The 25,525-nt window shown below is 71.5% G+C and carries 27 protein-coding genes; 16 read left to right on the forward strand and 11 right to left on the reverse strand.

The features are described from left to right. Positions 1–158 precede the first annotated feature (158 nt). A complete protein-coding gene (locus tag ACWD6P_RS15770) occupies positions 159–638 on the forward strand; it encodes a MarR family winged helix-turn-helix transcriptional regulator (RefSeq protein WP_451444634.1) in 480 nt (159 codons plus the stop codon). 102 nt (positions 639–740) lie between these two features. Here the strand turns inward: ACWD6P_RS15770 and ACWD6P_RS15775 are convergent, their stop codons facing one another. Together ACWD6P_RS15775 and ACWD6P_RS15780 are read right to left on the reverse strand one after the other, a co-directional pair. Beyond that, positions 741–1,904: an SPFH domain-containing protein gene (locus ACWD6P_RS15775; RefSeq protein WP_451444635.1), complete on the reverse strand. Its 1,164-nt coding sequence runs from the start codon at positions 1,902–1,904 to the stop codon at positions 741–743. Positions 1,905–1,915: 11 nt separating this feature from the next. Next, positions 1,916–2,167: a hypothetical protein gene (locus tag ACWD6P_RS15780; protein WP_451444636.1), complete on the reverse strand. Its 252-nt coding sequence runs from the start codon at positions 2,165–2,167 to the stop codon at positions 1,916–1,918. Positions 2,168–2,577: 410 nt separating this feature from the next. On the opposite strand from ACWD6P_RS15780, the gene ACWD6P_RS15785 reads away from it, so the two are divergent. From ACWD6P_RS15785 to ACWD6P_RS15805, 5 genes are read left to right on the forward strand one after another with little or no spacing between them, the layout of a single operon-like run. After that, positions 2,578–2,841 (forward strand): FAS1-like dehydratase domain-containing protein, encoded by a 264-nt coding sequence (locus ACWD6P_RS15785; RefSeq protein WP_451444637.1) that lies wholly within the window; start codon positions 2,578–2,580, stop codon positions 2,839–2,841. A gap of 5 nt (positions 2,842–2,846) precedes the next feature. Continuing rightward, on the forward strand, positions 2,847–3,275 hold the full coding sequence (locus ACWD6P_RS15790; protein WP_451444638.1) for a MaoC/PaaZ C-terminal domain-containing protein: 429 nt from the start codon (positions 2,847–2,849) through the stop codon (positions 3,273–3,275). A 29-nt stretch (positions 3,276–3,304) separates the two neighbouring features. Continuing rightward, positions 3,305–5,398: an aminodeoxychorismate synthase component I gene (gene pabB / locus ACWD6P_RS15795; RefSeq protein WP_451444639.1), complete on the forward strand. Its 2,094-nt coding sequence runs from the start codon at positions 3,305–3,307 to the stop codon at positions 5,396–5,398. Then, positions 5,395–6,270, forward strand: coding sequence for an aminotransferase class IV (locus tag ACWD6P_RS15800; protein WP_451444640.1), 876 nt, complete (start codon positions 5,395–5,397; stop codon positions 6,268–6,270). Before pabB ends, ACWD6P_RS15800 begins: the two co-directional genes overlap by 4 nt. After that, entirely contained in the window at positions 6,197–7,204 is a 1,008-nt protein-coding gene (locus ACWD6P_RS15805) for a diiron oxygenase (protein WP_451444641.1), read from the forward strand. Before ACWD6P_RS15800 ends, ACWD6P_RS15805 begins: the two co-directional genes overlap by 74 nt. Before the next feature lie 132 nt (positions 7,205–7,336). Here the strand turns inward: ACWD6P_RS15805 and ACWD6P_RS15810 are convergent, their stop codons facing one another. Both ACWD6P_RS15810 and ACWD6P_RS15815 read right to left on the reverse strand, forming a co-directional pair. Then, entirely contained in the window at positions 7,337–8,155 is an 819-nt protein-coding gene (locus tag ACWD6P_RS15810) for an alpha/beta fold hydrolase (protein ID WP_451444642.1), read from the reverse strand. A gap of 59 nt (positions 8,156–8,214) precedes the next feature. Further along, on the reverse strand, positions 8,215–8,880 hold the full coding sequence (locus ACWD6P_RS15815) for a DUF4097 family beta strand repeat-containing protein (protein WP_451444643.1): 666 nt from the start codon (positions 8,878–8,880) through the stop codon (positions 8,215–8,217). Between the two features lie 274 nt (positions 8,881–9,154). Here ACWD6P_RS15815 and ACWD6P_RS15820 point away from each other — a divergent pair, with 274 nt between their 5' ends. From ACWD6P_RS15820 to ACWD6P_RS15830, 3 genes are all read left to right on the forward strand, one after another. Beyond that, the gene (locus ACWD6P_RS15820; RefSeq protein WP_451444644.1) at positions 9,155–9,913 is read left to right on the forward strand and encodes a helix-turn-helix domain-containing protein; all 759 of its coding nucleotides are present in this window, start codon (positions 9,155–9,157) and stop codon (positions 9,911–9,913) included. 133 nt (positions 9,914–10,046) lie between these two features. Continuing rightward, positions 10,047–10,631 carry a TetR/AcrR family transcriptional regulator gene (locus tag ACWD6P_RS15825; RefSeq protein ID WP_451444645.1) on the forward strand — a complete coding sequence of 195 codons (585 nt, stop codon included), beginning with the start codon at positions 10,047–10,049 and terminating at the stop codon, positions 10,629–10,631. Continuing rightward, positions 10,631–11,530, forward strand: a complete 900-nt coding sequence (locus ACWD6P_RS15830) for an alpha/beta fold hydrolase (protein ID WP_451444646.1) — start codon at positions 10,631–10,633, stop codon at positions 11,528–11,530. Before ACWD6P_RS15825 ends, ACWD6P_RS15830 begins: the two co-directional genes overlap by 1 nt. On the opposite strand, the gene ACWD6P_RS15835 is transcribed toward ACWD6P_RS15830, so the two are convergent. Together ACWD6P_RS15835 and ACWD6P_RS15840 are read right to left on the reverse strand one after the other, a co-directional pair. Further along, positions 11,487–11,906 carry a hypothetical protein gene (locus tag ACWD6P_RS15835; protein ID WP_451444647.1) on the reverse strand — a complete coding sequence of 140 codons (420 nt, stop codon included), beginning with the start codon at positions 11,904–11,906 and terminating at the stop codon, positions 11,487–11,489. The two genes, ACWD6P_RS15830 and ACWD6P_RS15835, sit on opposite strands and share 44 nt — an antisense overlap. Further along, complete coding sequence (locus tag ACWD6P_RS15840; protein ID WP_451444648.1) at positions 11,903–12,178, reverse strand: hypothetical protein; 276 nt, start codon at positions 12,176–12,178, stop codon at positions 11,903–11,905. The genes ACWD6P_RS15835 and ACWD6P_RS15840 overlap by 4 nt, the downstream gene beginning before the upstream one ends. Before the next feature lie 123 nt (positions 12,179–12,301). Here ACWD6P_RS15840 and ACWD6P_RS15845 point away from each other — a divergent pair, with 123 nt between their 5' ends. Both ACWD6P_RS15845 and ACWD6P_RS15850 read left to right on the forward strand, forming a co-directional pair. Next, on the forward strand, positions 12,302–13,096 hold the full coding sequence (locus ACWD6P_RS15845) for a helix-turn-helix domain-containing protein (RefSeq protein WP_451444649.1): 795 nt from the start codon (positions 12,302–12,304) through the stop codon (positions 13,094–13,096). Then, positions 13,089–13,301, forward strand: coding sequence for a DUF397 domain-containing protein (locus ACWD6P_RS15850; RefSeq protein WP_451444650.1), 213 nt, complete (start codon positions 13,089–13,091; stop codon positions 13,299–13,301). Before ACWD6P_RS15845 ends, ACWD6P_RS15850 begins: the two co-directional genes overlap by 8 nt. A gap of 18 nt (positions 13,302–13,319) precedes the next feature. On the opposite strand, the gene ACWD6P_RS15855 is transcribed toward ACWD6P_RS15850, so the two are convergent. Further along, positions 13,320–13,778, reverse strand: a complete 459-nt coding sequence (locus tag ACWD6P_RS15855; protein ID WP_451444651.1) for a nuclear transport factor 2 family protein — start codon at positions 13,776–13,778, stop codon at positions 13,320–13,322. Between the two features lie 133 nt (positions 13,779–13,911). Between ACWD6P_RS15855 and ACWD6P_RS15860 the strand changes: the two genes are divergently transcribed. Continuing rightward, positions 13,912–14,502 (forward strand): TetR/AcrR family transcriptional regulator, encoded by a 591-nt coding sequence (locus ACWD6P_RS15860; protein WP_451444652.1) that lies wholly within the window; start codon positions 13,912–13,914, stop codon positions 14,500–14,502. Between the two features lie 49 nt (positions 14,503–14,551). Here the strand turns inward: ACWD6P_RS15860 and rocD are convergent, their stop codons facing one another. From rocD to ACWD6P_RS15880, 4 genes are all read right to left on the reverse strand, one after another. Next, entirely contained in the window at positions 14,552–15,787 is a 1,236-nt protein-coding gene (gene rocD, locus ACWD6P_RS15865) for an ornithine--oxo-acid transaminase (protein WP_451444653.1), read from the reverse strand. Further along, positions 15,784–16,632, reverse strand: a complete 849-nt coding sequence (gene ddaH, locus ACWD6P_RS15870; RefSeq protein WP_451444654.1) for a dimethylargininase — start codon at positions 16,630–16,632, stop codon at positions 15,784–15,786. Before ddaH ends, rocD begins: the two co-directional genes overlap by 4 nt. A gap of 130 nt (positions 16,633–16,762) precedes the next feature. Continuing rightward, positions 16,763–17,269: an Lrp/AsnC family transcriptional regulator gene (locus ACWD6P_RS15875; RefSeq protein WP_451444655.1), complete on the reverse strand. Its 507-nt coding sequence runs from the start codon at positions 17,267–17,269 to the stop codon at positions 16,763–16,765. 96 nt (positions 17,270–17,365) lie between these two features. Further along, positions 17,366–18,712 carry an amidohydrolase family protein gene (locus tag ACWD6P_RS15880; protein WP_451444683.1) on the reverse strand — a complete coding sequence of 449 codons (1,347 nt, stop codon included), beginning with the start codon at positions 18,710–18,712 and terminating at the stop codon, positions 17,366–17,368. Between the two features lie 386 nt (positions 18,713–19,098). Between ACWD6P_RS15880 and ACWD6P_RS15885 the strand changes: the two genes are divergently transcribed. The 4 genes from ACWD6P_RS15885 (at position 19,099) to ACWD6P_RS15900 (ending at position 25,514) form a co-directional block, all read left to right on the forward strand. Then, positions 19,099–20,004 carry an ATP-grasp domain-containing protein gene (locus ACWD6P_RS15885; RefSeq protein WP_451444656.1) on the forward strand — a complete coding sequence of 302 codons (906 nt, stop codon included), beginning with the start codon at positions 19,099–19,101 and terminating at the stop codon, positions 20,002–20,004. Next, positions 20,001–20,825 carry an ATP-grasp domain-containing protein gene (locus ACWD6P_RS15890; protein ID WP_451444657.1) on the forward strand — a complete coding sequence of 275 codons (825 nt, stop codon included), beginning with the start codon at positions 20,001–20,003 and terminating at the stop codon, positions 20,823–20,825. Before ACWD6P_RS15885 ends, ACWD6P_RS15890 begins: the two co-directional genes overlap by 4 nt. A 166-nt stretch (positions 20,826–20,991) precedes the next feature. Next, on the forward strand, positions 20,992–23,229 hold the full coding sequence (locus ACWD6P_RS15895; RefSeq protein WP_451444658.1) for a family 2 encapsulin nanocompartment cargo protein terpene cyclase: 2,238 nt from the start codon (positions 20,992–20,994) through the stop codon (positions 23,227–23,229). A 149-nt stretch (positions 23,230–23,378) separates the two neighbouring features. Beyond that, the gene (locus ACWD6P_RS15900; RefSeq protein WP_451444659.1) at positions 23,379–25,514 is read left to right on the forward strand and encodes a UvrD-helicase domain-containing protein; all 2,136 of its coding nucleotides are present in this window, start codon (positions 23,379–23,381) and stop codon (positions 25,512–25,514) included. Positions 25,515–25,525: the final 11 nt, after the last annotated feature.

Consider the following 25,525-nt stretch of genomic DNA (forward strand, 5'->3'; position numbering starts at 1 on the left):
TTAAGCAACTAAGTTTCGCCACGCTAACTCACGCCGAACGGGGGAGGGAAGAGCCGATCACGGCCGCCCGGAGGTTGGCTCAAACCGAGCGTGGCGGCATACGGAGCGTGCGCGGAGCATCGCGTTCCCGTGGTCGCGGGGGCCGCTAAAGTGCCTGCATGTCGGACCCCGGAAGAGACCAGGACCCCATCGCCGCACTGCAAAGAGTGCTGGCCACGCTGTCCTACCTGCTCACCCGCTCCCGGCCGCACGAACGCCAGGCGGCCCAGGCGGGCGTCACGGCGGCCCGCTCCGCTCTCTGGCTGCTGATGGCCCTGGAGGACAGCGGAGGGGTCAGCAGGGTCGGCGATCTGGCCGCCACGCTGATGGTCGAGCCCCCTCATGTCACCCGCCAGATCGGCCAGTTGGAAGCCCAGGACCTGGTCGAGCGCACCCCGGACACGCTCGACCGCCGCGCCCGCCAGGTCGCCATCACCCCGCACGGCAAGGCCGTCCTCCAGCGCCTCCAGCACACCAGCCGGGCCGGCCTCCATGAGGCCCTCGACGGCTTCGACGACGCCGACATCGCCAGCACCGTCGCCGTCCTCAACCACCTGGTCGCCTGGGCCCGCCACAAGCACGCACAGGAAGGGCGGTAGCGGGGACCCCGGGCGACGGACGGGGACCCGGGCGACGGACGGGGAGCCGGGCCGACGGAGAGGGCGGCCCGAGGCCGCCGTGCGGTGCGGTCCTCCCCGGGACTACTCGATCTCGACGCGGCCGTTGCCGCCCTGGCCGCCGTTGCCCTGGGAGTTGGGCGTCTGGTTGTCGGGGGAGGCGGCGGTGGGGGTGCCGAGGTTGCGGCGGACGGAGTCGAGGATGGTCAGGCCCTGGCCCACCAGGCCGGCGGCGATCTCGCCGAGGCCGTCGGTGCCGTTGAGGACGTTGACGTTGGCGTTGGCCAGGCCCGCGGAGGCCTCCTTGACGATCTGCGGGAGCTGGTCGATGAGCATGCGGTCCAGCGCGACCCGGTCGTACGAGGCGGCGGCCTCGGCCTGGATCTTCATGCGCTCGGCCTCGGCCATGGCCAGCAGCTTGATCCGCTCGGCCTCGGCCTCGGCGGGCTTGACGACCTCGGCGACCAGTTCCTGCTGGCGCAGCCGGGCCCGGCGCTCGGCGAGCTCGGTCTGCGCGGCGAGGACTTCCTGCTGGGCATGGGCCTGGGCGAGCGGGCCGGCCTGGGCGGCGTGGGCCTGGGCGCGGTCCACCTCGGCGGAGTACTCGGCCTGCACCACGGCGGTCTGCCGGGAGTATTCGGCCTGATTGCGCGCGGCGGCCTGCTGCGCCTCGACCGATGCCTGGGTGGCCTGGGCCTGGGCGATCTGCGCCTGGCGCTGGATGGCCGCCTTGTGCGGGGCGGACATCGCCTCGATGTAGCCGGTGTCGCCGTCGTCGATCGACTGGATCTGGAGGGAGTCGACGATCAGGCCGATCTTGGCCATCTCGGTCTTGGAGGTCTCCAGGACCTCGGTGGCCAGCTTCTGCCGCTCGGTGACGATCTCCTCGACGGTCATCGAACCGATGATGGAGCGCAGATGGCCGGCGAAGATGCGGCCGGTCAGGACCGACATCTGGTCCTGGTCGGACAGGAAGCGCTGACCGGCGTTGACGACGCTCTCGGTGTCGTTGCCGACCTTGAACGCGATCACCGCGCGGACCGTGAGGGCGATGCCCTGCCGCGTCACGCACTTCTCGGCGACCTCGGCCTCGCACATCGCCAGGGTCAGAAAGCGGACCTTGCGGAACACCGGCAGCACGAACTTGCCGTGGCCGGTCACCACTCGGAACGGCGCGCCTCCCTGTCCACGCCTGCCTCCCGAGATCAGCATGGCCTGGTCGGGGGCAGGAACGCGGTAACCGAACATCCTTCGTCTCCTCAGCCGGCGTCGCCGGCGGTGCCGGTCGACGCGTCCAACGGATCGGCCCACTCCATGACGTCGACCTGACGATGGCCACGGGACTCGATCACGAGCACGGTCGCCCCTACCGGAAGGGGCTCGTCGGACCAGGCGAGAAAGGCCTCAGAGCCACCCCTGATCCGCACCAGAACCTCACCGGGGCCGGCAGCCCCACGAGTGCCGATCAGCAGCACTCCCGTACAGCCGATCACGGCATCGTCCTGTGCCATCGGCGGCTGCCCTCCCCCGTAACGTTCCTGGAAAAACGACCATAGCGCCCCGGATGCACGGGGCCTATGGGGGGATGGCGGCGAGTTGGGAGGCCGCTCGCGGCGCCGGATCGCGGTGAGTCGCGGGCGGTCAAGGCTCTTTTCGACGCCGGTGGGAGCGCGCCGGCGGGCGGCCACCGCGCCGCCGACCTGCTGGGCGGTGGAGAGCACACCGGACGCCATCCCCACCTGCTATTGGCGGCATGCGGCCCCTGACCGAACACGCCGCGCCGCATACAAACCGGGGGTATGAGATTGCGTATTCACATGCTGTGACGGACCGTTAGCGGAGCCTGTCGTTCGGCTTTCACTACGTGCTTCGGGCAATCCAGTGTGGAGATACGGAGGGGGATTCCACCATCTGGTTCCGGATGGGCAACTGGCCCATGCTGGTACCGGAGTTCGGCAAGCAGAAGGAGCCCGTCTGCGTCCTCGGCGACCAGCGCGTCACTCACCACCGGCCGATCCACGCCGGCGGCCGGCTGTGGTTCGCGACCACCGTCCGCGATATCCGCGACATCGGCCGGCACGAGCTCTTCGAGAGGGAACACCGGGTGACGTCCGAGGACGGAGAACCCGTCTGCACCGTCGTCGACCAGATGATCTCCCGCGGCTCGGCCGCGCCGAAGGAGTAAGGGCCATGACTGTCCAGGTCGACTACGACACGGTGCCCGTCGGAATGCCGCTGGCCGCCCGGGAATTCCAGCTGCTGCCGGTCAACGAAATCATGTACTGCGGCGCCTCACTCGACTTCGCCGGCGTCCACTGGAACCCGCGTGTCGCGCGTTCCGTGGAAATGGATCATATCGTCGCGCACGGCCCGCTCACCGCGGCCAAGGCGCTCAGCCTGATCCACGAATGGACCGGAGATCCCGGCGCAGTCGTGGCCCAGCACGCCCGTTTCCACCGGCCGGTGCTGATACCGGACGACGGAGTGGGCGCCCGCTACCGCATCCATGGCACCGTCACCGAGAAACTGGCGGACCGGCGGGTCGTGGTCGAATTGACCGCGGTATCCCCGCAGGACGAGGAATTGGCCACCGTACGCGCGGTAGTGCAACTCGCGTGAATGCCCCAGAGACCCCAAGGAGCTCACCCATGCGCACGCTGCTCGTCGACAACCATGATTCCTACACCTTCAACCTCTTCCAGCTCATAGCCGAGGTCAACGGCGTCGATCCGGTGGTCGTCACCAACGACACCCCGATGCTGGGGACCTTCCGTCAGAGCGGCTTCGACAACATCGTCATCTCCCCGGGCCCCGGCCGCCCGCAGGAGGCCCGCGACCTCGGCCACATACCCGGCCTGCTGCGCCACACCGATCTGCCGGTCCTCGGCGTCTGCCTCGGCCACCAGGCCATCGCCCACGCGGCCGGCGCCGCCGTGATCCCCGCGCCGCGCCCCCGCCACGGCCACCTGGCCCGCATCACCCACGACGGCGACCCCCTCTTCGCCTCGATGCCCGCGGAGTTCACCGCCGTGCGCTACCACTCGCTGTGCGTCCAGGAGCCGCTCCCGCCGGAGCTGGAGGTCCTCGCCCGCGCCGACGACGGAGTGATCATGGCGCTCCGGCACCGGGACCTGCCGCGCTGGGGCGTCCAGTTCCACCCCGAGTCCATCGCCTCCGCCTACGGCCGCGAGCTCCTCACGAACTTCCGCGATCTGACCCGCGAGGCGTCGGGCGCGGCCCGGCGCACCGGCCGTACGGCCCCCACGACCCGGCACCCCGCGACCCCCGCCCGCCGTCCGGCCGACGCCCCCGCCCTCCGGCTGACCACCACCGCCCTGCCGAGAGCCATCGACACCGAAGCCGCCTTCACCACCCTCTACGCCGGGGCCCCGCACTGCTTCTGGCTCGACAGCAGCCGCGTCGAGGAGGGCCTGTCCCGCTTCTCCTTCCTGGGCGACGCCACCGGCCCGCTCAGCGAGATCCTCACCTACCGGCTGTCCGCCGGCGCGGTGAAGGTGCAGGACGCGCACGGGCTGCGCCTGGAGAGCGGCTCCATCTTCGAGGTCCTCGACGCCCGTCTGCGCCGGCGCCGCCTCGACGCCGCCCCCGACCTGCCCTTCGACCTCACCGGCGGCTATGTCGGCTACTTCGGCTACGAGCTCAAGGCCGACTGCGGCGCCGCCAAGCGGCACACCGCGGACACCCCCGACGCCACCTGGATGTTCGCGGACCGTCTGATCGCGGTCGACCACCTGGAGGAGCGCACCCATGTGATCGCGGTGCACACCGACGACGAGCGCGCAGCCATCGACGCCAAGGAGTGGGTGGAGGCCACCGCCGAACGCCTCACCGCGCTCGGGCCCCGCCCCGACGACGGCGTCACCGACCGGCGGCCCGCCGATCAGGCCCCCGACGCGGCCCCCTTCCTCGTCCGGGACCGCGAGCGCTACCTCGCCGACATCCAGGAGTGCCGCCGCCAGCTGGTGCGCGGCGAGAGCTACGAGATCTGCCTGACCGACAAGCTGCGGCTGCCGTTCGCCGAGGACGACCTGGCGTTCTACCGCCGGCTGCGCCGCGCCAACCCCGCCCCGTACTCCGCGCTGCTGCGCCTGGGCGAGGTCACCGTCTTCAGCTCCTCGCCCGAACGGTTTCTGCGCATCGACCGTGACGGCACCGTCGAGAGCAAGCCCATCAAGGGCACCGCACCGCGCGACCCCGACCCGGTACGCGACCGGGCGCTCGCCGAGGAGCTCGCCGCCGGCGCCAAGACCCAGGCCGAGAACCTGATGATCGTGGACCTGCTGCGCAACGACCTCGGCCAGGTCTGCGAGATCGGCAGCGTCACCGTCGACCGCTATATGGCCGTCGAGTCCTACGCCACCGTCCACCAGCTCGTCTCCACCATCCAGGGCCGGCTCAGCCCCACCGTCAGCGCGGTCGACTGCGTACGCCACTGCTTCCCCGGCGGCTCGATGACCGGCGCGCCCAAGCTCCGCACCATGGAGATCATCGACCGTCTGGAGACCGAGGCCCGCGGCATCTACTCCGGTTCGCTCGGCTACTTCGGACTCTCCGGCGGCACCGACCTCAACATCGTCATCCGCACCGCGGTCCGCAACGGCGACGCGCTGACCATCGGCGCGGGCGGCGCGATCGTCCTCGACTCCGACCCCGAGGACGAGTACGACGAGATGCTCCTCAAGGCCGCCGCCCCGCTGCGCGCCTGGCAGGCCGGGCGGTGAACCAGCGCCTGCGCTGGGACGACGCGGCGGCCGCCCTGCGCCCCGCCGGGCCGCCCGGCACCGTCCACGCCATCGACTCCTGGCTCAGCGCGGAGGGCAGGGTCCGCGGGCTGCCGCTGCACAACCGACGGTTCGCCGCCGCCTGCCAGGCCCTCGGCGGCCCCCCGCAGCCGCAGGTCGCCGCCTTCTTCCGGGCGGCCGCGGCCCGGGTCCCGACGACCGGCACATGGTTCCCGCGCGTCGAACTCGCCGCGGAGGAAGGGGAGTTGTCGCTCCGGCTGTGGATCCGTCCGGCGCCCGCACTCGGCGAGAGCGTACGGCTGTGGACCGCCGACGGTCCCGACCGCCGCGCCCGCCCCGACATCAAGGGCCTCGACCTCGACCGGCTCACCGCCCTGCGGCAGCGGGCCATGGCGGCCGGCGGAGACGAGGCGCTGCTGCTGGACGGGGCCGGCCGGATCGTGGAGGGGTCGACGACCAGCCTGATGTGGTGGCGCGACGACACCCTGTGCACTCCGCCCGCCACGCCCCGGCGGCTCGCCTCCGTCACCCGCGAGCTGCTCCTGGCCGTCGCCGCCGCCCAGGGGGTCCGCACGGCCCACGAGACCCCCACACCACGAGAACTCGACGGGCTCGAAGTCTGGGCCGTCAACGCACTGCACGGCATCCGCCCCGTGACGCAATGGACATCTGCGCAGGTCAGCGCCGGACCGGCGGTCCGCGCCGCGCGCTGGCGCGGCCATCTGAGCCGTCTGGCGCAGCCCGTCCCCACCGCCCTCTCGACCAGGAGGTCCGACCATGCCCGCGACACCCGCGACACCCGCCAGCCGACCCCAGCCGAGCGATCAGGCGCCACCGGCCTTCGAGCGTGATCTGCTGCACCAGCTCACCAAGCGCTGGGGCAAGCGGGTCGCCGTCAAGAAGGACGAACTCGACCTCGACGGCCACTTCGACCCCGAACTCCCCGACTTCCCCGAGCATTTAGTGCCGCTGCTCGCCCTCCCCGGGAGGAAGCCCCTGGACGCCGACGCCCGGCGCCAGATCCTCTCCGCCTCCTGGATCGCCTACAACGCCAAGACCACCGCGATCGAGGACGAGGTCATCCTGCCCGCCTGCCGGCTGATGCTGCACGAGCGGATCCCCGTACGGAAGGACGAGGCGGCCGTCACCGCCCTGCACCAGACGATCATCGACGAGCACTACCACATCCTGATGTGCCAGAACGCGGCCTCGGTCACCCGCCGCCGCCGCGGTCTGACCGGCCTCACCTTCGACCCGCGGGACTGGTCGGTGGTGCGGGCGCTGCGGGAGCGCCGCCGCGAGCTGACCGGCCCGGCCCGCGACCTGGTGGAGATCGCCTTCGCGCTGGCCGCGGAGACCACCATCAACGCGTTCCTGTCCACCATCTCCACCGAGTACGGCATCCAGCCGATGAACCGCATCACCGTCGACCTGCACCGCCGGGACGAGAGCGGCCACGCGGTGGTCTTCCGCGAGCTGGCGGTCTCCCTCTACGGCGAACTGGCCGCGGACCAGCGCGAACTGTTCAAGGACGCGCTGGTGCAGGGCTTGGACGCCTTCCGGGCGCCGGACTTCGACCCCTGGGTCGGTGTGGCGGCCGCCGGCGGGATGGACGTCACCGCAGACGAACTGCGCAGCGCGGCCGCGAACCGCCCGGCCGCACCCCGGGACACCGGCCCGCTCCAGACCCTGCTGGCCGACCTGGGCCTCGCCGAGGAACTGGCCCCGGCCCTGGCCGCCCCTTCCGCACCCGCGCAGAGGGCACGAACGAGATCATGCGGCTGATCATCGCGCGGGGGGTGGTGGGGGCGGCCGCGTGAGCGGGCGCGCCGGTCTCCGGCCGACGAGGGGGCGCCGAGGGGGCGGCGAGGGGCGGCCAGGGCGTATGGGTGTCGCGTCAGGCCGCCGGTCGTGTCCTCAGCGCCCCCCGCCGTCGAGGGCGGCGACCTCGCGTACGGCCGCGGCGACGGCCGGGAAGTCCTTCCTGAGGATCGCACCGTGGTTGCTGGCGACCTTCGCGCTGAGCCGGATGTTCGGGTTGCGCGCAAACACCGGGTCGAGACCGGCGCGAATGCGTTCCTGCTCATCACCCTTGCTTCCGAAGGACCTCCCCGAAGCAAGCACATACCGCACCGGGACGGTGATGCTGTCCAGGACGGGGCCCAGCTCGCGCTCGCGGGAGAGCTTGCCGACCTCGATGTTGCTGTTCGCCATCTGCTCGACGGTCATCCGCGGGGTCAGGCCCGTCGGGCGCAGCAGCGGCAGGAACCAGCCCATCCGCTTGAAGAACGTGCGGATCCCCTGCTCCATCTCCTCGGTGAGCCAGTCGTACGGCTGGGCGCCGTCGACCAGGACCGCGCCCAGGCAACGGCCGGGATTGCGGCTGGCCCAGTGCGCCCCGACGTACGCCCCGTAGGACCAGCCCACCACCAGCGCCCGGTCCACACCCCGGGCCGCGAGAACGGCATCGACGTCCCGGACGGCCGCCTCGAAGGAGTAGTCCGCCGAACGCTGCGACTTCCTGCCGCGGGCCCGCTCGTCGTAGGTGATGTGCCGCCACCCCGTCCCCAGGTCGCCGATGACCCGCCGCCAGTACCCCTGCGTGGCGAAGTGGCCGTTGAGGTAGACCACCGGGATCCCGGGACCGCCGGTGTCGGTGACGGCCAGGGCGGTGTCGTCGACCGGCACCATGCCGCTCCACGTGGCGCTGGTCGGGGAAGTGCTGGTCTTCGTCATGTGTTCCTCCTGGTCGTGTGGGGTGTCTTGCGCGGCCGGGCAGTCCTGGTCCTGCTCCGTCAGAGGCTGCGGGCGGTGATGTCGCCGTGGGAGGTGGTGGCGCGGATGTCGAGTTCGGCGGTGCCGTCGTTCTTGAGGGCGTTGCTGACGCGGCCGTAGGCGGTGCCGGCGTCCAGGGCGGCCGAGACGCCGGCGGCGGCGCCGACCGAGATGTTGCCGGACTGGGTGCGGAGCACGACCGTGCCGCGCACGGCCTCGGTGATCCGGATGTCGCCCCTTGCGGTGCTGATCTCCGCGGGGCCGCCCAGCAGGCCGACCTCGACGTCGCCGTCGGTCGCGGTGAGGCGGACGCTCGCGGCCTCGTCGATCTTGATCTGGCGGTACGCGCCGTCGAAGGCGACGTCGCCGAGGCGTCCGACGCCGCGGAGCTCGGCGCAGGCGGCCTTGCCCTCGATGCGGGAGCCGGCGGGCAACTGGACGGTGATCTCCACGGATCCGGAGGGGCCGAAGAGCTGGTTGTTGGGGGTCGGGGCCGTGATCCGCAGGACGCCGTCGGCGTAGGCGACCGCGGTCTGCTCGGCGGCCTTGGTGTCGCGGCTCTTGGCGGGGTTGGTGGGCCGGATCTCGACGGTGGTGTCGGCGCGGTCCGCGGCGATGAGCTGGACGCGTCCGGCGGGGAAGTCCAGGACGGCGGAGATCGGGGCGGGGGTGTCGAACTTCTGCATGGTGTTCTCCGTGGTCGTTTGATTGGCCGTTCGGTTGGCCGTTCGTTGTTTCTGACTCCAGAAACGCTACGTTGCTTTCCAGAATCCGACAACGACTTTGTTGCGTAGGATCGGCATTCATGCAGGTCAAAGCAGCAAAACTGTTGCAACGAGTGTGAACGTAACGCAACGAGAATCGCTCGACTCATTGCAATGACTGAGAAGTGAACGCTATGATGGGGGCTCAGGAACCGACCGCCACGAAAGATCACCCAGGATCACCAAGGAGACCGCAATGCCGGGAGGCAGGCTCACCCAGTCCGAACGCCAGCAGATCGCGCTGGGGCTGGCCGACAGCCTCCCCTACGCCGAGATCGCCCGACGCCTCGACCGTCCGACCTCGACGATCACGCGTGAGGTGATGCGCAACGGCGGCCCCACCGCCTACCGCGCCGACCTGGCCCACCGCGCCACCGAACGCCGCGCCCGCCGGCGCGGGCCCGCCCCCTCCCGGGGGCCGCAGTCGGCCCCGCAGCCGCATGGGCGCGACGCCGAGGCCGTGGCCGAGTACGAGGAGGCGTTCACCACCCTCCTGATGGGGCAGGGCATGCCCAAGATGACGGCTCGGGTGCTGACCTGCCTCTTCATTGCCGACGCGGGCAGCCTCACCGCGTCCGAACTCGTCCAGCACCTCCAGGTCAGCCCTGCGTCCGTCTCCAAGGCGATCGCGGTCCTCGAAGGGCAGGGCCTCATCCGCCGGGAACGCGACGAACGCCGCCGCGACCGCTACTTCGTCGACGACGACGTCTGGTACCAGTCGACGATCGACAGCGCCCGCGGCATCGCCCAGGTCGCCGAGACCGCACGGCAGGGCGTCGGCGTCCTCGGCCGCGGCAGCCCGGCCGCCGTCCGCCTGGAGAACATCGCCCGCTTCAGCGACTTCATCAGCGAGAGCATCCTCCGCGCCACGGAGCAGGCCCGCGAGGTCCTCTACGCCAAACCCGAAACCACCTCGAACGACACCGCAGCCCCGCCACGTCCGGACCACGGGTAGGCGGCCGCACGAACCTACGCACCTACGCACCTACGAACCTAGAGGCTCTAGGTAATCCTTACCTAGGGGTGCTAGGTTTCCACCTAGAGGCTCTAGGTAGGTGTAAGTATTCCCAGGTGGGAGGTGACGACCCGTGGTCCGTGCCGGTCTCAACGCGGCCAAACTCACGGAGGCGGCCGCGCAGATGGCGGACGAGGTCGGGCTGGAGAACGTCACGGTCTCCGCGCTCGCGCGCCGCGTCGGCGTGAAGGACGCCAGCCTGTACTCGCATGTGAAGAACCTGCGGGACCTGCGCGTACGGATCGCGCTGCTCGGCGGCGAGGAGATGACCGGCCGCATCGCCGAGGCGGTGGCCGGCCGGTCGGGCAAGGAGGCGCTGGTCGCCTTCGCCGACGCCTACCGCCAGTACGCGCTCGAACATCCCGGCCGCTACGCCGCGGGCCAGATGCGTCTCGAACCGGAGGAGGTCGCGGACTCCGTCGGCCTGCGCCGCAGCATCGAGCTGACCTACGGCATGCTCCGCGCCTACGGCCTGACGGAGCCGGACCTGACCGACGCCGGCCGCCTGCTGCGCGCCACCTTCCACGGCTACATCCACCTGGAGCTCAGCGGGGGGTTCGGTCACCCCCGTGCCGTCCAGGACTCCTGGTCGCGCTCGCTCGACGCGCTCCATGTGCTCCTGGAGAACTGGCCGTCCCGACCCGATGGGAACACGTGATGAACGCTCCCCAGACCGGCATGCTCAAGGTGCCCGGCGCCACCCTCCACTACGAGACGCGCGGCAGCGGCCCGGTCCTGCTGCTCATACCCGGCGGCTCCGCCGACGCCGGCCTGTACGCAGGCATGGCCCCGGACCTCGCGACCCGTCACACCGTGGTCTCCTACGACCCTCGGGGCCTGTCCCGCAGCCCGCTCGACGGCCCCCTCGCCGACCAGAGCGTCGAGGTGTGGAGCGACGACGCCCGCCGGCTGCTCGACCTCCTCGCCCCGGACGACGAAGCCTCCGTCCTCGGCTGCAGCTCCGGCGCCATCGTCGCCGTCGACCTCCTGGCCCGGCACCCCGGCCGACTGCGCAAGGTGGTGGCCCACGAGCCCCCGCTCCTGCAGCTTCTGGAGGACCCCGCCCCGCACATGGCGCTCTTCGCCGAGGTCCGCGAGGTCTTCCGCACCGAAGGGGTGGCCGCCGCGATGATCCGCTTCAGCGAAGCCCTGGGCGCCGAGCCGTCGGAACCGTCATCGGAGCGGCCGGCCGGGCAGCCGGAGCGGCGGGCGTCGGAACCGTCATCGGACGAGCCGTCGAAGCGCCCGACGGACCTGCCGCCCGAAATCCAGGAGATGTCGGCCCGGATGCACGCCAACCTCCCCGTCTTCCTGGACCACATGCTCTGCCCCTTCTCCTCGACCACACCGGACCTCGCCGCACTCCGCACCGCCGCCCACAAACTGGTCCCGGCGGCCGGCCGAGACTCCCGCGGGCAGGTACCCATCTACGGCCCCGTCTCCCGCCTCGCGGGACTGCTCGGCTCGGAACTCGTCGAGTTCCCCGGCGGCCACCTCGGAGCCGTCGAGTCCCCTAAGGAGTTCGCGAAGCAGCTTCTGGAGGTTCTGGGGGACTGAACCGCCGTACCGCGCTCTGCCCTTGCCGGGCGCGAGCAGGGGCGCCGTCGCCGTCGTCGGCGTCTTCCGATGCGGGCAGCCGCCCGAGCCTGCTGTCCGCGATCCGCAGGGCGTCGTCGAGGGCCATCGTGGTCCGCTTGAGCGTGACGCGGAGGGTGAGCGGCCCCGCCATGTGGTCGTCCAGCACGTCTTCCGCGTCGGCGAGTGCGGCGGCGCCGTCGCGCATCTGCTCGGCCTCCATCTGGTCGGCCTTCCGGGACAGGTAACTGCCGCGGTCATCCGTGCTCAGGAAGCACGGCTGTCCCGAGGCCGTCTCCCACGGCAGCAGGCGCAGCTTGGAGCCGGGGCGCTGGGGGTTGTCCGGGTCGTAGGTCATCGCGCGACCACCAGGGTCCGGCGCCGAGCCTGCTGGGCGCGGCGTTCCCGCCATTCTTCGGGTGTCAGCGCATAGGGGCGGATGAGGTGCGTGTCCTCGCCGCGGTACAGCGTCTCGGCGCTGCGGAAGACCGGGGGAAGGGGCGGGGGCAGGGGCGCGGGCAGGGGCGCGCGGTGGCGGCCCCTGGCGGGAATCAGCAGACCCAGCAGCGCGCAGAAGGATCGGGCGATAACTTTGCCCATGTCGTCAACCTCCAGGGGGTTGGTGGCCATGCCCCCGGGCCGTCGCGAGCGGTCGCGGGGGTCATTGCCGTGCAGCCTCCACTGTCAGTGACGGCGAGTAGCCTCGCTAGTACTCAGAGTGTGACAAGCCTTTTCGCACAAGGGAGTTGACGAGTGGGCACTACGTACGGGGACTGGCTGCGGGCCCAGCGAGAGGCGGCCGGGCTGACGCAGCAGCAGTTGGCGGACGCGGCGATGATGACGCGCTCGCACATCGCACACATCGAGGCGGGGCGACGGATCCCGTCCAGGGAGGACGCGCGGCGGCTGGACAAGGTGCTGAACACGGGGGATGTGCTGAGCAGCTTCTTGCCGCAGGACGACAAGACAATCGCCGACTACTTCGAAGCGGCGCGGCAGCTTGAGCAACAGGCGACGATGCTCCACGAGTTCGCACTGTCCTACGTGCCGGGAATCCTGCAGACGCGAGGTTACGCAACTGCGGTTCTGGGGGCTGGCTTCCCTCCCCGGAGCGACGAGGAATGTGACAAGCACGTCGTCACACGCCTGGAGCGCGCCAAGATTCTCACCAACCCGGTAACGCCTGTGGTGTGGGCACTGCTTGATGAAGCCGTGCTGCGTCGCCCTATGGGTGGCCCGGAGGTAATGGCGGAACAGCTGATGCACATCGTGGGACTGGCCGAGGACAAGCGTGTCCGCGTCCATGTGATGCCGTTCGGTGTGGGCGTCTATCCGCTTTTGCAGAGCATGCTGACGCTCATGTGGTTCGAGGATCAGCCCCCGGTGGCCTACTCCGAGGGTCAGGCCATCGGCAAGGTGCATGACTCTCCTGCCGTGGTCCAACGGCTGCAGAGCGTCTACGCTCTCGCACTGGGCGAAGCGTTGTCGACGAAGGAGTCAATCGCCCTGATGAGGGCGACAGCGAGGGAATTCGGACACCATGACTGAGCACACCATCACCGATACTTCCGGGCTGAGCGGTTGGCGCAAGTCATCACACAGCGGATCCGAATCCGGCAGCTGCGTCGAGGTCCTGGACGGCCACCCCGCCGGCATACCCGTCCGCGACTCCAAGAGCCCGGACGGCCCGGCCGTCGTGTTCCCGGTTGAGGCCTGGGGCGCCTTCATTGCGGGGATCAAAGCTGCTCGCTGACCGCCGGGTGGCGGGTGATCAGGGGAAGGGCAGGGGCTCGGCCCGGTGGGCGGCGGGGCGGGGGCCGAAGATGCGGCGGTCGGTCTCCGTGATCGCGACATCGTGGATGCCGGCCTCGCGGCGGCGCATCAGGCCCTGCTCGTCGAACTCCCACAGTTCGTTGCCGTGGCTGCGCCACCACTGGCCGTCGGCGTCGCGGCTCTCGTACTGGAAGCGCACCGCGATGCGGTTGCCGCTGTACGACCAGAGCTCCTTGCGCAGCGCGTAGTCCAGCTCGCGGGCCCACTTCCGGCGGAGGAAGGCGACGATCTCGTCGCGGCCGGTGAGGAAGGTGTCGCGGTTCCGCCATATCGAGTCCTCGGTGTAGGCGAGGGCGACGCGCTCGGGATCGCGGGTGTTCCAGGCGTCCTCGGCGGCCTGCACCTTCTGGAGTGCGCTCTGCTCGTCGAACGGGGGGAGGGGTGGGCGTGGTGCCATGGTGGGCTCCCTGTGGGGCAAGGCGGGACGGGTAAGACGGGACGGGCAAGGCGGGACGATGGAGAACGGTCGTTCTCCTTGGTGTGGGCTAGTGTAGAGAACGCCCGTTCTCTTGCAAAGTCACGGAAGTGCCATGGACCTCGAAGAAGCCCGTACGCGGATACTCGACGCCGCGGAGAAGCTGTTCTACGAGCGTGGGATCCAGGCCGTCGGCATGGATGAGCTCCGGGCCGCCGCCGGGGTGTCGCTCAAGCGTCTCTACCAGTGCTTTCCCGCCAAGCATGACCTCGTGGAGGCCTGTCTGCGGCGACGTGACGAGCGGTGGCGCACCTCGCTCGCCGGGTACGTCGGCGAGCAGGGCAGGCATGCCGAAGACGGCGAGGCACGGGCGCTCGCCGTCTTCGACTGGCTGCACACGTGGTTCGCGGAGCCGGATTTCCGTGGGTGCGCGTTCCTCAATGCGTTCGGGGAGCTGGGGGCGACCTCGGAGGGGGTCGGCCGCGTCGCCCGGGAGCACAAGCGCGCGCTGCTGGCGTATCTGACCGAGCTGGTCGAGGGGGGCGAGGCGGGCGAGGCGGGCGGCCCGGTACGTCAACCGGGCGTCGTTGCGGCGCAGTTGGCGCTGCTGGTCGACGGTGCGATCAGTGCCGCGGCCGTCATGGGCGATCCGGACGCTGCCCGGAATGCACGCGCGGCGGCCGCGGCACTGCTGGCCGCGGGCTAGCGCGGAGTCCTGGCCAGGGCCTTTCCGGCCCTGACCCACCGGACAGGCCCTAGCCCAGCACCCGCTCCAGCGCCCCCAGCGCCGACGCCAGTTCCTCGCCCGTGATGGTCAGCGGCGGGGCGAGCCGGATCGTCGAGCCATGGGTGTCCTTGACCAGGACGCCCTCCTTCAGCAGGCGTTCGCTGATCTCGCGGCCGGTGCCGAGGGCGGGGTCGACGTCGACGCCGGCCCACAGGCCGCGGGCGCGGAAGCCGGTGACGCCCTTGCCGGTCAGCGCGGCCAGGCCGGTGCGCAGCTGCTCGCCCAGGTCGGCGGCGCGGCGCTGGAACTCGCCGGTGGCCAGCAGGTCGACGACGGCCGAACCGACCGCCGCCGCCAGCGGGTTGCCGCCGAACGTCGAGCCGTGCTGGCCGGGGCCCAGTACGCCGAGCACCTCGCGGCGGGCGACGACCGCGGAGACCGGGACGATGCCGCCGCCGAGCGCCTTGCCGAGCAGCAGGACGTCGGGCACGACGGACTCGTGCTCGACGGCCAGGGTGGTGCCGGTGCGGCCCAGACCGGACTGGATCTCGTCGGCGATGAGCAGGCACCCGGCCCGCCGGGTCAGCTCGCGGACGCCGGTGAGGTAGCCGTCGTCGGGGATGAGCACGCCCGCCTCGCCCTGGATGGGCTCGATGAGTACGGCGGCCGTGGTCTCGTCGACGGCGGCTTCCAGCGCGGCGAGATCGTTGTAGGGGACGGTGCGGAAGCCGGGGGCGAAGGGGCCGAAGCCGGCCCGGGCGGTCTCGTCGTCGGAGAAGCCGACGATCGTGGTCGTACGGCCGTGGAAGTTGCCGCCGGCCACCACGATCGTCGCCCGGTCCGCGGGGACGCCCTTGATGTCGTACGCCCACTTGCGGGCGACCTTGATGCCGCTCTCCACCGCCTCGGCGCCGGTGTTCATCGGCAGCACCATGTCCATGCCGGTCAGCTCGGCGAGGCCCTCGGCGAAGCCGGCGAGACGGTCGTTGTGGAAGGCGCGGGAGGTCAGGGTGAGCTGGTCGAGCTGGCGGTGTGCGGCCTCGATGAGGTCCGGGTGGCGGTGGCCGAAATTGAGCGCCGAGTAGCCGGCCAGCATGTCGAGGTAGCGGCGGCCCTCGACGTCCTCGACCCAGACGCCCTCGGCGCGCGCGACGACCACGGGCAGCGGGTGGTAGTTGTGCGCCAGGACCGGGCGCTCGGCCTGGATCAGCTCGGCGGACGAACGGGGCGCGACGACGGAGACGGTGCGGGCGGGAGCGGTCATGGACGGATCTCCTGGGTGCAGCACTTGATGTCGCCGCCGGCCTTGTGGAACTCCGACAGGTCGACGGGGACGGGGACATAACCACGGGCGGTGAGCTGGTCGATCAGGCCGGTGGCCGACGGGGAGATGAAGACATGGCGGCCGTCGGAGACGGAGTTGAGGCCGAAGGCCATGGCGTCGTCCCGGGTCGCGGTCACCGCCTCGGGAAAGAGCCGCGCGAGCACTTCACGGGAGCCGGGCGAGAACGCCTCGGGGTAGTAGGCGATGTTCGTCTCGCCGTCGTCCCTGCCGAGGACGCAGAGCGCGGTGTCCAGGTGGTAGAAGTGCGGGTCCACCAGCTGGAGGCTGATGGTCGGTACGCCGAAGAACTCCTGCGCCTCCCGATGGGCCTCCCGCGACGTGCGAAAGCCCGTGCCGGCCAGCAGATAGCGGCCCGCCGGGACCAGATCGCCCTCGCCCTCGCACACCGACTCCGGCCGGTAGACGTCGAATCCGGCGGACTTGAACCAGGTCTCGTACGCGGGGGACTCCGGACGGCGCTCGGGCGAGTGGAAGTGGGAGCCGAAGACCCGGCCCTCCATCACGACCGCCGAGTTCGCCGCGAACACCATGTCCGGCAGGCCCGGCACCGGCGGCAGGGACTCCACCGTGTGCCCGTACTCCAGGTAGGTCTCGATCAGCGTCGTCCACTGGCGTCTGGCGAGCTCCCTGTCGACCGGTACGTCCGCGCGCATCCAGGGGTTGATGGCGTAGCGCACGTCGAAGTGCCGGGGCTCGCAGACCAGATAGCGCCGGGGGCTCGGCGCACGGTTCGTCGGCACAGAAGTATCCCTCCGCTTCCTCATGGGACAGGCGGGGACGACCAGCTGTCACTGATCGTCACCCGCGGTGCGCTCCACGGTAAGAAGGGACGCTTTCCGGTCACAAGTAACGAATGCTGCTTATTCGCGCAGGAATGCTGCGCAGAGAGGGCCGCTAGCGCCGGTTTGCTGCGCCGTCGTCGGTCGAGGACCGGCGTGCGCCGGCCTCCGGGCTCTCCGGCAGCAGATGGGACAGCACCATGTAACTGATCGTCTTGCGGATGAAGGGCTCGGTGCGGATCCGCTCCAGCACCTCCTCGAAGTGCTCGACATCGGTCGCCCGTACGTGCAGCAGCGCGTCGGCGCCGCCGGTGACGGTCATCGCCGCCGCGATCTCCGGATGGTTGCGCACCACCTCCGCGAGCCGCCGGGGCGGCGCCGCGCTGTCGCAGTACACCTCGACATACGCCTCGGTGAGCCACCCCAGCGCGGCCGGCCGCACGGTCGCGGTGAACCCCGTGATCACGTTGGTCTCCCGCAGCCGGTCAACCCGCCGCTTGACCGCGGTGGACGACAGTCCGACGGCCGCCCCGATCTCCGCGAAACTCGCCCGTGCGTTGTCGATCAGCGCCGCCACGATCTTGCGGTCGAGTGCGTCGAAGGGTGCGGCCTTGCTGGTCACTGGGGCTCCTGATCCATCCCGGTCCCGCTCCGGCGCGGGTGCCTCAGGGTAGGGATACCAGGCGCCGGGGCGGGGGAGGGAACGGCGGCCCGCCCGCTACCGCGGCTCCACGCGCTGGATCTTCGCGCGGCGTACGACCTCGGGGCCGAGCTCCGCCGCGCGGGCCACCAGGGCCGGGCCGTCCCAGTCCGGCGGCCAGCCGTGCCACAGGCGCAGTCTGCCGCCCACGACGACCGCGGCGATCTGATCGCGGTTCGCCAGGCGGACGAGCTCCCAGCGCAGGTCGTAGGAGGGCGTGAGCTCGGGGACGGCGATGTTGACGACGAGGAAGTCGGCGGCCTTGCCGACCGCGATCTCGCCGGTCACCTTGCCCAGCCCGAGCGCATCGGCGCTGCGCGAGGTCGCATGCTCCAGCCACAGCCGCCCGCCCCCGCACACCGAGTCGCCCGCGGCCATGCCGTACGCCAGCCGCTGCGCGGTCTCCCCCGCGTCGATCAGCCGGAAGCCGTCGCCGCGGGTGCCGTCGGTGCCCATGCCGAACCGCACGCCCATCGCGGCCAGCATGGTCGCGTGCGCGACGCCGTTGCCCTTCCAGGCGCTGGCCACCGGGTTGTAGCTGATGGCGGCGCCGGTGTCGGCCAGCAGCCGCATCTCCGCGGGGGTCAGCAGGGTGGCGTGCGCACCGAGGGTGTGCGGGCCGAGTGCGCCGATGTGGTGCAGATGGCCGAGGGGGCGGCGGCCGACGCTCTTCAACGAGCGTTCCACGGAGGCGAGATGCTCGTTGACGTGGATCTGCAGCACCGCGCCGGCCTCGGCGCACAGGTCGGCGGCCTTCTTGATGACGTCCGCGGGCGCGTCCTCGGGGACGGCGATCGCCAGCGAGGGGTGGATCAGCGGATGGCCGTCCCAGCGCTCCAGGTGCTCCGGACCGCCGCTGCCGGAGGAGACGATCTTGGCCAGTACGCAGCGGATGCCGGCTTCCTCCGTGCCCTTCGCCAGCGCCCGGACGTCGACGGGCGCCCGGGTCCCGGCGTCGGCGACGGTGGTGAAGCCGCCGCGCAGCGCCTCCAGTGCGGCGAGTTTCGCCGAGACGTAGGCGCTCTCCTCGTCCAGCGCGTGCTCCAGCGGTTCCCAGATCGTCTTGAAGATCTCCGACGGCTGGCCGAACGACTGGGCCTTGCCGAAGCTCTGCGTCAGATGGTGGTGCGCGTCCACGAAGCCCGGCATCAGCAGATGGCCGTCCAGGCGCACCGGGCGAAGGCCTGGGTGTGCGGCGATCAGCTGCTCCGCCGGACCGATGCTGCGGAACTTCCCGTCGTCCACGAGCACGGCCCGGCCCCGCACCGGCCCGTCCGGCAGGAGCAGCAGCTCGGGTACGAGCAGCTGCCGTGCGCCGCGGAAGTGCGCGGGGCGCGGCCCGCCGCCCGGTCCGTTCTTCTCCACGGCGTCGTACGGGGCGGCGGCCTGCGCCGTGCCCGTACCGCCGAGCCCCGAGGCGCCGACGACCCCGCCCACACCGGCCAGAAAGCCCCGCCGGCCGAAGCCGCCCTGCTGTTCGTTCGCCAACCCGCTCGCCTGCTTCCCGTACTTGGGTACTCGCGTACCGCTCGCCGATCCGTCCCCGGGGTGGCCTGACCTTAGGGGTACCCCAGAATTGGAACAAGGGTTCCGGCATGCGGGATTCTTCTGGGGGTGGTGGGTGGCGAACAGTGCGCGGCAGCCGGGCGCGTGGGCCGCCCCGTCTGCGGTGATCACCCCGTGCAATCCTGGTTTGTCGTGGATCTGCCGCACGGACGGTGGACGGACGTGCGGCGAAGACGAGGGGCCCGATGAGACTCTGCTTCCTGGTGGAGGAGCAGTACCGCCACGACGGCATGCCGCTGGATGTGATCCGCCAACTCCGCTCCTGGGGACACCGGGTGGAGGTGCTGTGGCCCGGCCGCTCGCTGATCCCCATATCCCGCTCGGTCCAGGCGGGCAGCCATGACGCCTGGGTCCTCAAGACCGTCTCCGGCGGGCCCGGGCTGACCCTTCTGGAAGCCGCCGCCGCCGTCGGGCTCACGACGGTGAACGACGTCCGGGCCATCCGCGGCGTACGGGACAAGGCGCTGGCCGCGGTGATCGCCCGCAGCAACGGGCTGCCGGTCCCCATGACGTATGCGGCGGCGCGGGCCGAGGAGTTCGCCGCCGTGCCCGAGGCGGAGTTCCCCCTCGTGGTCAAGCCGGCGGACGGCAGCTCGGGGCGCGCCGTCCGGCTGGTCGAGACGCCGGACCGGCTGACGGACCCGGGCGCCGGGGCGGCCGGCGGCGGACTGCTCATAGCCCAGCCCTACGTCCCCAACTCCGGCGCCGACCTCAAGGTCTACTGCGTCGCCGGAGAGCTGTACGCCACCGAGCGGCGCTCGCCGCTGCACCCCGGGCACGCCGTACGGGAGCGCCAGGTCCCGCTCACCGCCGAGGTCGCCCGGATCACGGAGGAGATCGGCGCGGTCTTCGGCCTTGATTTGTACGGCGTCGACATCCTGCGGGGGCCCGACGGGCCGGTGGTCGTCGACATCAACGACTTCCCCAGCTTCCGGCAGGTCCCGGACGCGGTGGCGCGGGTGTCCGCCGCCGTGCTGCGGCTCGCCCGTGAGGGGACCGGGGCCGGACGGCGGCCGGTGCCGGATGCGGCCTCCCCGGCGGCGGGCGCTCCGGCTACGGCCTCGCTCGCGGCGATCGGCGGCGGCCGGTGAGGATCGGTCTGATCGCCAGGGACCCCGGGCACCCCGTACTGGCCGCGGTCACCGCGCTGCTGACGCCCCGTCATGACGTCGAGCATCTGGACCCGGAGGGGGAGGACGACGCCCTCGATCGCGACGCGCCGCCGGCCGATGTCTACCTCCTCAAGGCGCGTACGCCACGGGCCCTGGCCCTCGCCGCCCGGCTGGAGGAGCGCGGCGCCCCGGTCGTCAACTCCGCGGCGGCGACGGCGCGTTGCCAGGACCGGGTGGAGATGGCGGCGGTGGCGCGCGCGGCCGGGCTGCCGTTCGCCGCGACCTCCTTCGTGCCCACGCTGCGGCAGCTGGCCGCGGCCGGGGAGCCGGCCACCCCGCTGGTGATCAAGAGCCGCCACAGCCGGCGCCATGACGTCGTGGCGCGCGCCGACACCGCCCGGCACCTGCGGGAGCTGGCCGCCGACCGGCCCGAAGAGCCGGTGGTCGTCCAGGAGTTCACCGCGAACAGCGGCTGGGACCACAAGCTGTGGGTGGTCGGCGGGCAGCTCTTCGCCGCGCTGCGCCGCTCGGAGCTGTCCCCGGACGGCCGCGGACCGACGCTGCCGCTGCCGGCCGGTGAACTCCCGGCGGGCTGGGCACGGTCCGCGCTGCGGGTCGGCGAGGTCTTCGGGCTGGAGGTCTACGGCGTGGACCTGCTCGACGCCGGCGGGGGCGCGCCGCTCATCGTGGACATCAACGCGTTCCCCGGCATCCGCGGCCAGGCCGGCGCCCCGGAGGCACTGGCGGCGCTCGCGCTCCGTACCGCGGCGCGCGGAACGAAAGAAGCGCGTCAGGCGTGAGCCCGAAACGATCGCCTGCGGAAGGTGATCGAACCCAAGTGGCGCCGAGGCGGAACCTCCCCCTCCGCAAGGACTGACGCCTCGGCGCCCGGGGTAGCGCTGGCCCCGTCAGGGGGCGTGCTTCGCCGCGCCTACCTTCCGTACGTATGGGGAGAGGCCGGTAACGGTGCCACAGCCATTCGAATTGCCTGACTTCTACACGCCCTACCCGGCGCGGCTCAATCCGCATCTGGAGGCGGCGCGTACGCACTCCAGGAAGTGGGCCCGCGACATGGGGATGCTGGAGGGCTCCGGCATCTGGGAGCAGAAGGACCTCGACGCCCACGACTACGCCCTGCTGTGTGCGTACACCCACCCGGACTGCGACGCCGACGCCCTCTCGCTGGTCACCGACTGGTACGTCTGGGTCTTCTTCTTCGACGACCACTTCCTGGAGAAGTTCAAGCGGACCCTGGACCGGGAGGGCGGCAAGGAGTACCTCGACCGGCTGCCCGCCTTCATGCCGATGGACGACTCCGCGGACCTGCCCGAGCCGGTCAACCCGGTCGAGGCGGGCCTCGCCGACCTGTGGGCGCGCACCGTGCCGCACATGTCGATGGACTGGCGCAAACGGTTCGCCGAGAGCACCGAGCACCTGCTCAACGAATCGCTGTGGGAACTGTCCAACATCAACATCAACCGGGTGCCCAACCCCGTCGAGTACATCGAGATGCGCCGCAAGGTCGGCGGCGCCCCCTGGTCGGCCGGCCTGGTGGAGTACGCGGCCGGCGCCGAGGTCCCGGCGTCCGTCGCCGCGTCCCGGCCGCTGCGGGTACTGAAGGACACCTTCTCCGACGGCGTCCACCTGCGGAACGACCTCTTCTCCTACCAGCGGGAGACGGAGGACGAGGGCGAGCTGAGCAACGGCGTCCTGGTGCTGGAGACCTTCCTGGACTGCACCACCCAGGAGGCCGCCGACTCCGTCAACGACCTGATCACCTCACGGCTCCAGCAGTTCGAGAACACGGTGCTCCTGGAGCTGCCCGCGCTCTTCCTGGAGGAGGGCCTGGACCCGAAGTCGTGCGCGGATGTGCTGGCGTACGCCAAGGGGCTGCAGGACTGGCAGTCCGGCGGCCATGAATGGCACATGCGCTCCAGCCGCTATATGAACGGCGGCGGAGCGGCGGCCGGCTCCGCGCGGCCCTGGTCGCCGTTCTCCGCCGGCGGCCTGGGCACCTCGGCCGCGGACCTGAAAACCGCGCTGGCCACCGCCGGCGCGCACCGCCTGCGCAGCTACACCCACGTCCCGCACCAGACGGTCGGGCCGTCGCGGATCCCCGACATCACCATGCCGTTCACCACCACCCTCAGCCCGCACCTGGAGGGCGCCCGCCGCCGGGTCGTGGAGTGGGCACACCGGATGGGCATCCTCCAGCCGCAGCCCGGAGTGCCGCTCTCGGACGTCTGGGACGAGCCCGCGATCATCCGGTACGACCTGGCGCTGTGCGCGGCCGGCCTCCACCCGGACGCCACGCCGGAGGAACTCGACCTGTCCTCCGCCTGGCTGGCCTGGGGCACCTACGCGGACGACTACTACCCGCAGGTCTTCGGCCGCCCCCGCGACATCGCCGGTGCCAAGGTGTGCACCGAGCGGCTGTCGGGCTTCATGCCGCTCGACCTCACGAAGCCCGCACCCGAACCGGTCAACGGCCTCGAACGCGGGCTGGCGGACCTGTGGACGCGTACCGCCGGGCCGATGACCCCCGAAGCACGCGAGTCGTTCCGGGCCGCGGTCGACAAGATGATCGCCAGCTGGCTCTGGGAGATCGACAACCAGATCCAGAACCGCGTCCCCGACCCCGTCGACTACATCGAGATGCGCCGCGCGACCTTCGGCTCCGACCTCACCATGGCCCTCAGCCGCCTCGGCCACGGCCGGCAGGTCCCGCCGGAGATCTACCGCACCGGCACGCTGCGTTCGCTGGAGAACTCCGCCGCCGACTTCGCCTGCCTGATGAACGACGTCTTCTCCTACCAGAAGGAGATCGAGTACGAGGGCGAGGTGCACAACGGCGTCCTGGTCGTCCAGACCTTCTTCGACTGCGACTACCCGACCGCGCTGGCCATCGTCAATGACCTGATGACCTCCCGCATGCGCGAGTTCCAGCACGTCGCCGCCGAGGAACTGCCCATCCTCTACGACGACTTCGACCTGTCGGCCGAGGCGCGCGAGATGCTCGACGGCTATGTGCGCGAGCTGGAGAACTGGATGGCCGGCATCCTCACCTGGCACCGGGGCTGCCTGCGCTACCGCGAGTCCGAGCTGCGCCATCCGCCGGGCTCCCCGGGATGGCTGGGCGCGCCGGCCGGGCTCGGTACGTCCGCGGCCCGGCTCTTCCAGCGGTCGGCCGCCGCCGTCGGGTAGGCCGCCGGCCACCGGGCCCGTGGTCCGCCGCGGTCACGGGCCCGCGCCATGCTCCCCGTGCTCCTCCCGTGCGCGCTACCGCGTCATGTGCCACCGACCTATGGTTCATGACCCCGCGGGTGCGGGGGCCAGGGGTGAGGGGGCGAGCGATGGCAGCAGCGGGTGCGGCGGGCGGTCCGGCGGGCGGTTCGGCCTCCCGGCGGGCGCAGGAAGCCCGCAGGCAGGAGCGCGTGTTACGGGAGCAGTGGCAGGCCGCCCGGCAGCAGGCCGAGCGCTGGGAGGCGGCGACCGAGGGCGAGCAGCGGGTCGCCGCACAGCTGCTGATGCTGACCGGGCGCGGCTGGCGGCTGCTGGTGGACCGGCGCTGGCCGGGCACCCGCGCGGCCAATGTGGACATGCTGCTGATCGGCCCCGGCGGGGTCTTCGTCATCGACGTCAAGAACTGGCGGGCCGCGCCGGAGCCGTCGGGCGGCCGGCTGCGGGCCGGCGGATTCTCCCGCGACGAGCACCGGCGCAAGCTGCTCGCGGTCACCAAGGCCGCCGAGGTCGCGGTGGCGTCCTTGGGGATGTCCCCGGTGGCGGTGCGCCCGCTGATGGTCTTCGCCGGCCAGCGCGTCGACGCCGAGCTGGGCCGGGTACGGCTGCTGGGCGAGCACGAGATCGGCCCCGCGCTGCTGTCGGAGCGCCGCCGGCTGACCGCGGACACGGTCCGCCTGCTCACCGAGCATCTGGGGCGGGTCTTCCCCGAGTACGAGGCCCCGGCGGACAGCGGGCCGGCCCGCACCGGCACCCGCCCGCCGGAGCCCGCGGACGACGGCCTCTTCGACCTCGACGGGCTGCGCGAGGCCGCGCTCGACGAGGCACGCCGGGCCCCCGTCGAGCAGTGGATGACCTTCCTGGACCCCGACCAGCTCGCACTGGTCCGCCGCAACTGGGCCGGCCCCGCCCGGATCAGCGGCCCGGCCGGCACCGGCAAGACGGTGGTCGGCCTGCATCGCGCGGCCCACCTCGCCCAGCGCACCGGCGGTCGTGTCCTGTACGTCACCTTCGCCAACAACCTGCCCCGGGTGCAGGCCACGTTCCTGCGGACGATGGCCCCGGCGGTCGCCGACCGGATCGAGTTCCACAGCCTGCACCGCTGGGCGCAGAGGTATCTGCAGAGCCACGACGTCCCCGTCCGCCTGCACCCGGACAAGGCGGAGACCGCCTTCAGCCTCGCCTGGAAACACGTCGGCCGGGACAGCTGCCTGGCCGAGATCGACCCGCTGCCCCGCTACTGGAAGGAGGAGATCGACTACGTCATCAAGGGGCGCGGCATCACCTCCTTCGAGGAGTACGCCCAGCTCCCCCGCCGTCGCCGCCGCGCCGGCCTGCGCCGCCCGCACCGGCAGACCGTCTGGACCCTGTACGAGGCGTACGAGGCCCAGCGCGCCGAGCGCGCGGTGCACGACTTCAACGACGTGCTCTCCCTCGCGCTCGCCCAGGCGGCAGGACGCACCGGCCACTGCGGCTACACCGCCGTCGTCGTGGACGAGGTCCAGGACCTCACCCTGGTCGGAGTGCGTCTGCTGCACGCGCTGGTGGGCGACAGTCCCAACGGACTGCTGCTCATCGGGGACGGCCAACAGGCGGTCTACCCCGGCGGGTTCCGGCTCTCCGACGCCGGTGTCGACATCCGCGGCGACCGCGGCCAGGTGTTGCGCGCCAACTACCGCAACAGCAAGGAGATCGTGGACACCGCGCTCTCCGTAGTCGCCGAGGACGCCTTCGAGGACCTCGACGGACTGCGCACGTCCGGCCGCCGGGAGGTGGACCTGACCTACCATCACGGCGAGGTGCAGCGCGCCGTACTGCCCACCCCGGACGCGCACGACGAGGCGCTGCTGTCCGCCCTGCGCGCCCTGACCCCGCAGGAACTGGCCGACTCCGCGGTGCTGTGCTTCTCCAAGCGCGCCATCGCGCGCTACCAGCGCCTGCTCACCCGGGCGGACATCGGCGTCTGCCTGCTGGAGCAGTACGACGGGAACCCGGTCGGGGGCGTGAAACTCGGCAGCTACCGCCGCGCCAAGGGCCTCGAATTCAAGCGCGTCTACCTGCCCCGCTACGACGCCGGTCTGCCGTCCGACACCAAACAGGCCAACGGGGCGGCGGGCGTCGAGACGGCCCGCGAGCGGGGCGAACTGGCGCGTAGTCAGCTCTTCGTGGCGATGACCAGGGCGCGGGATGTGCTGTGGCTGGGCAGCGTGGCGGGGGCGCCGGGTGAATATACGGTTTGTGGTGAATAGTCCGATATGGT

Source organism: Streptomyces sp. NPDC002446 (assembly GCF_053595675.1).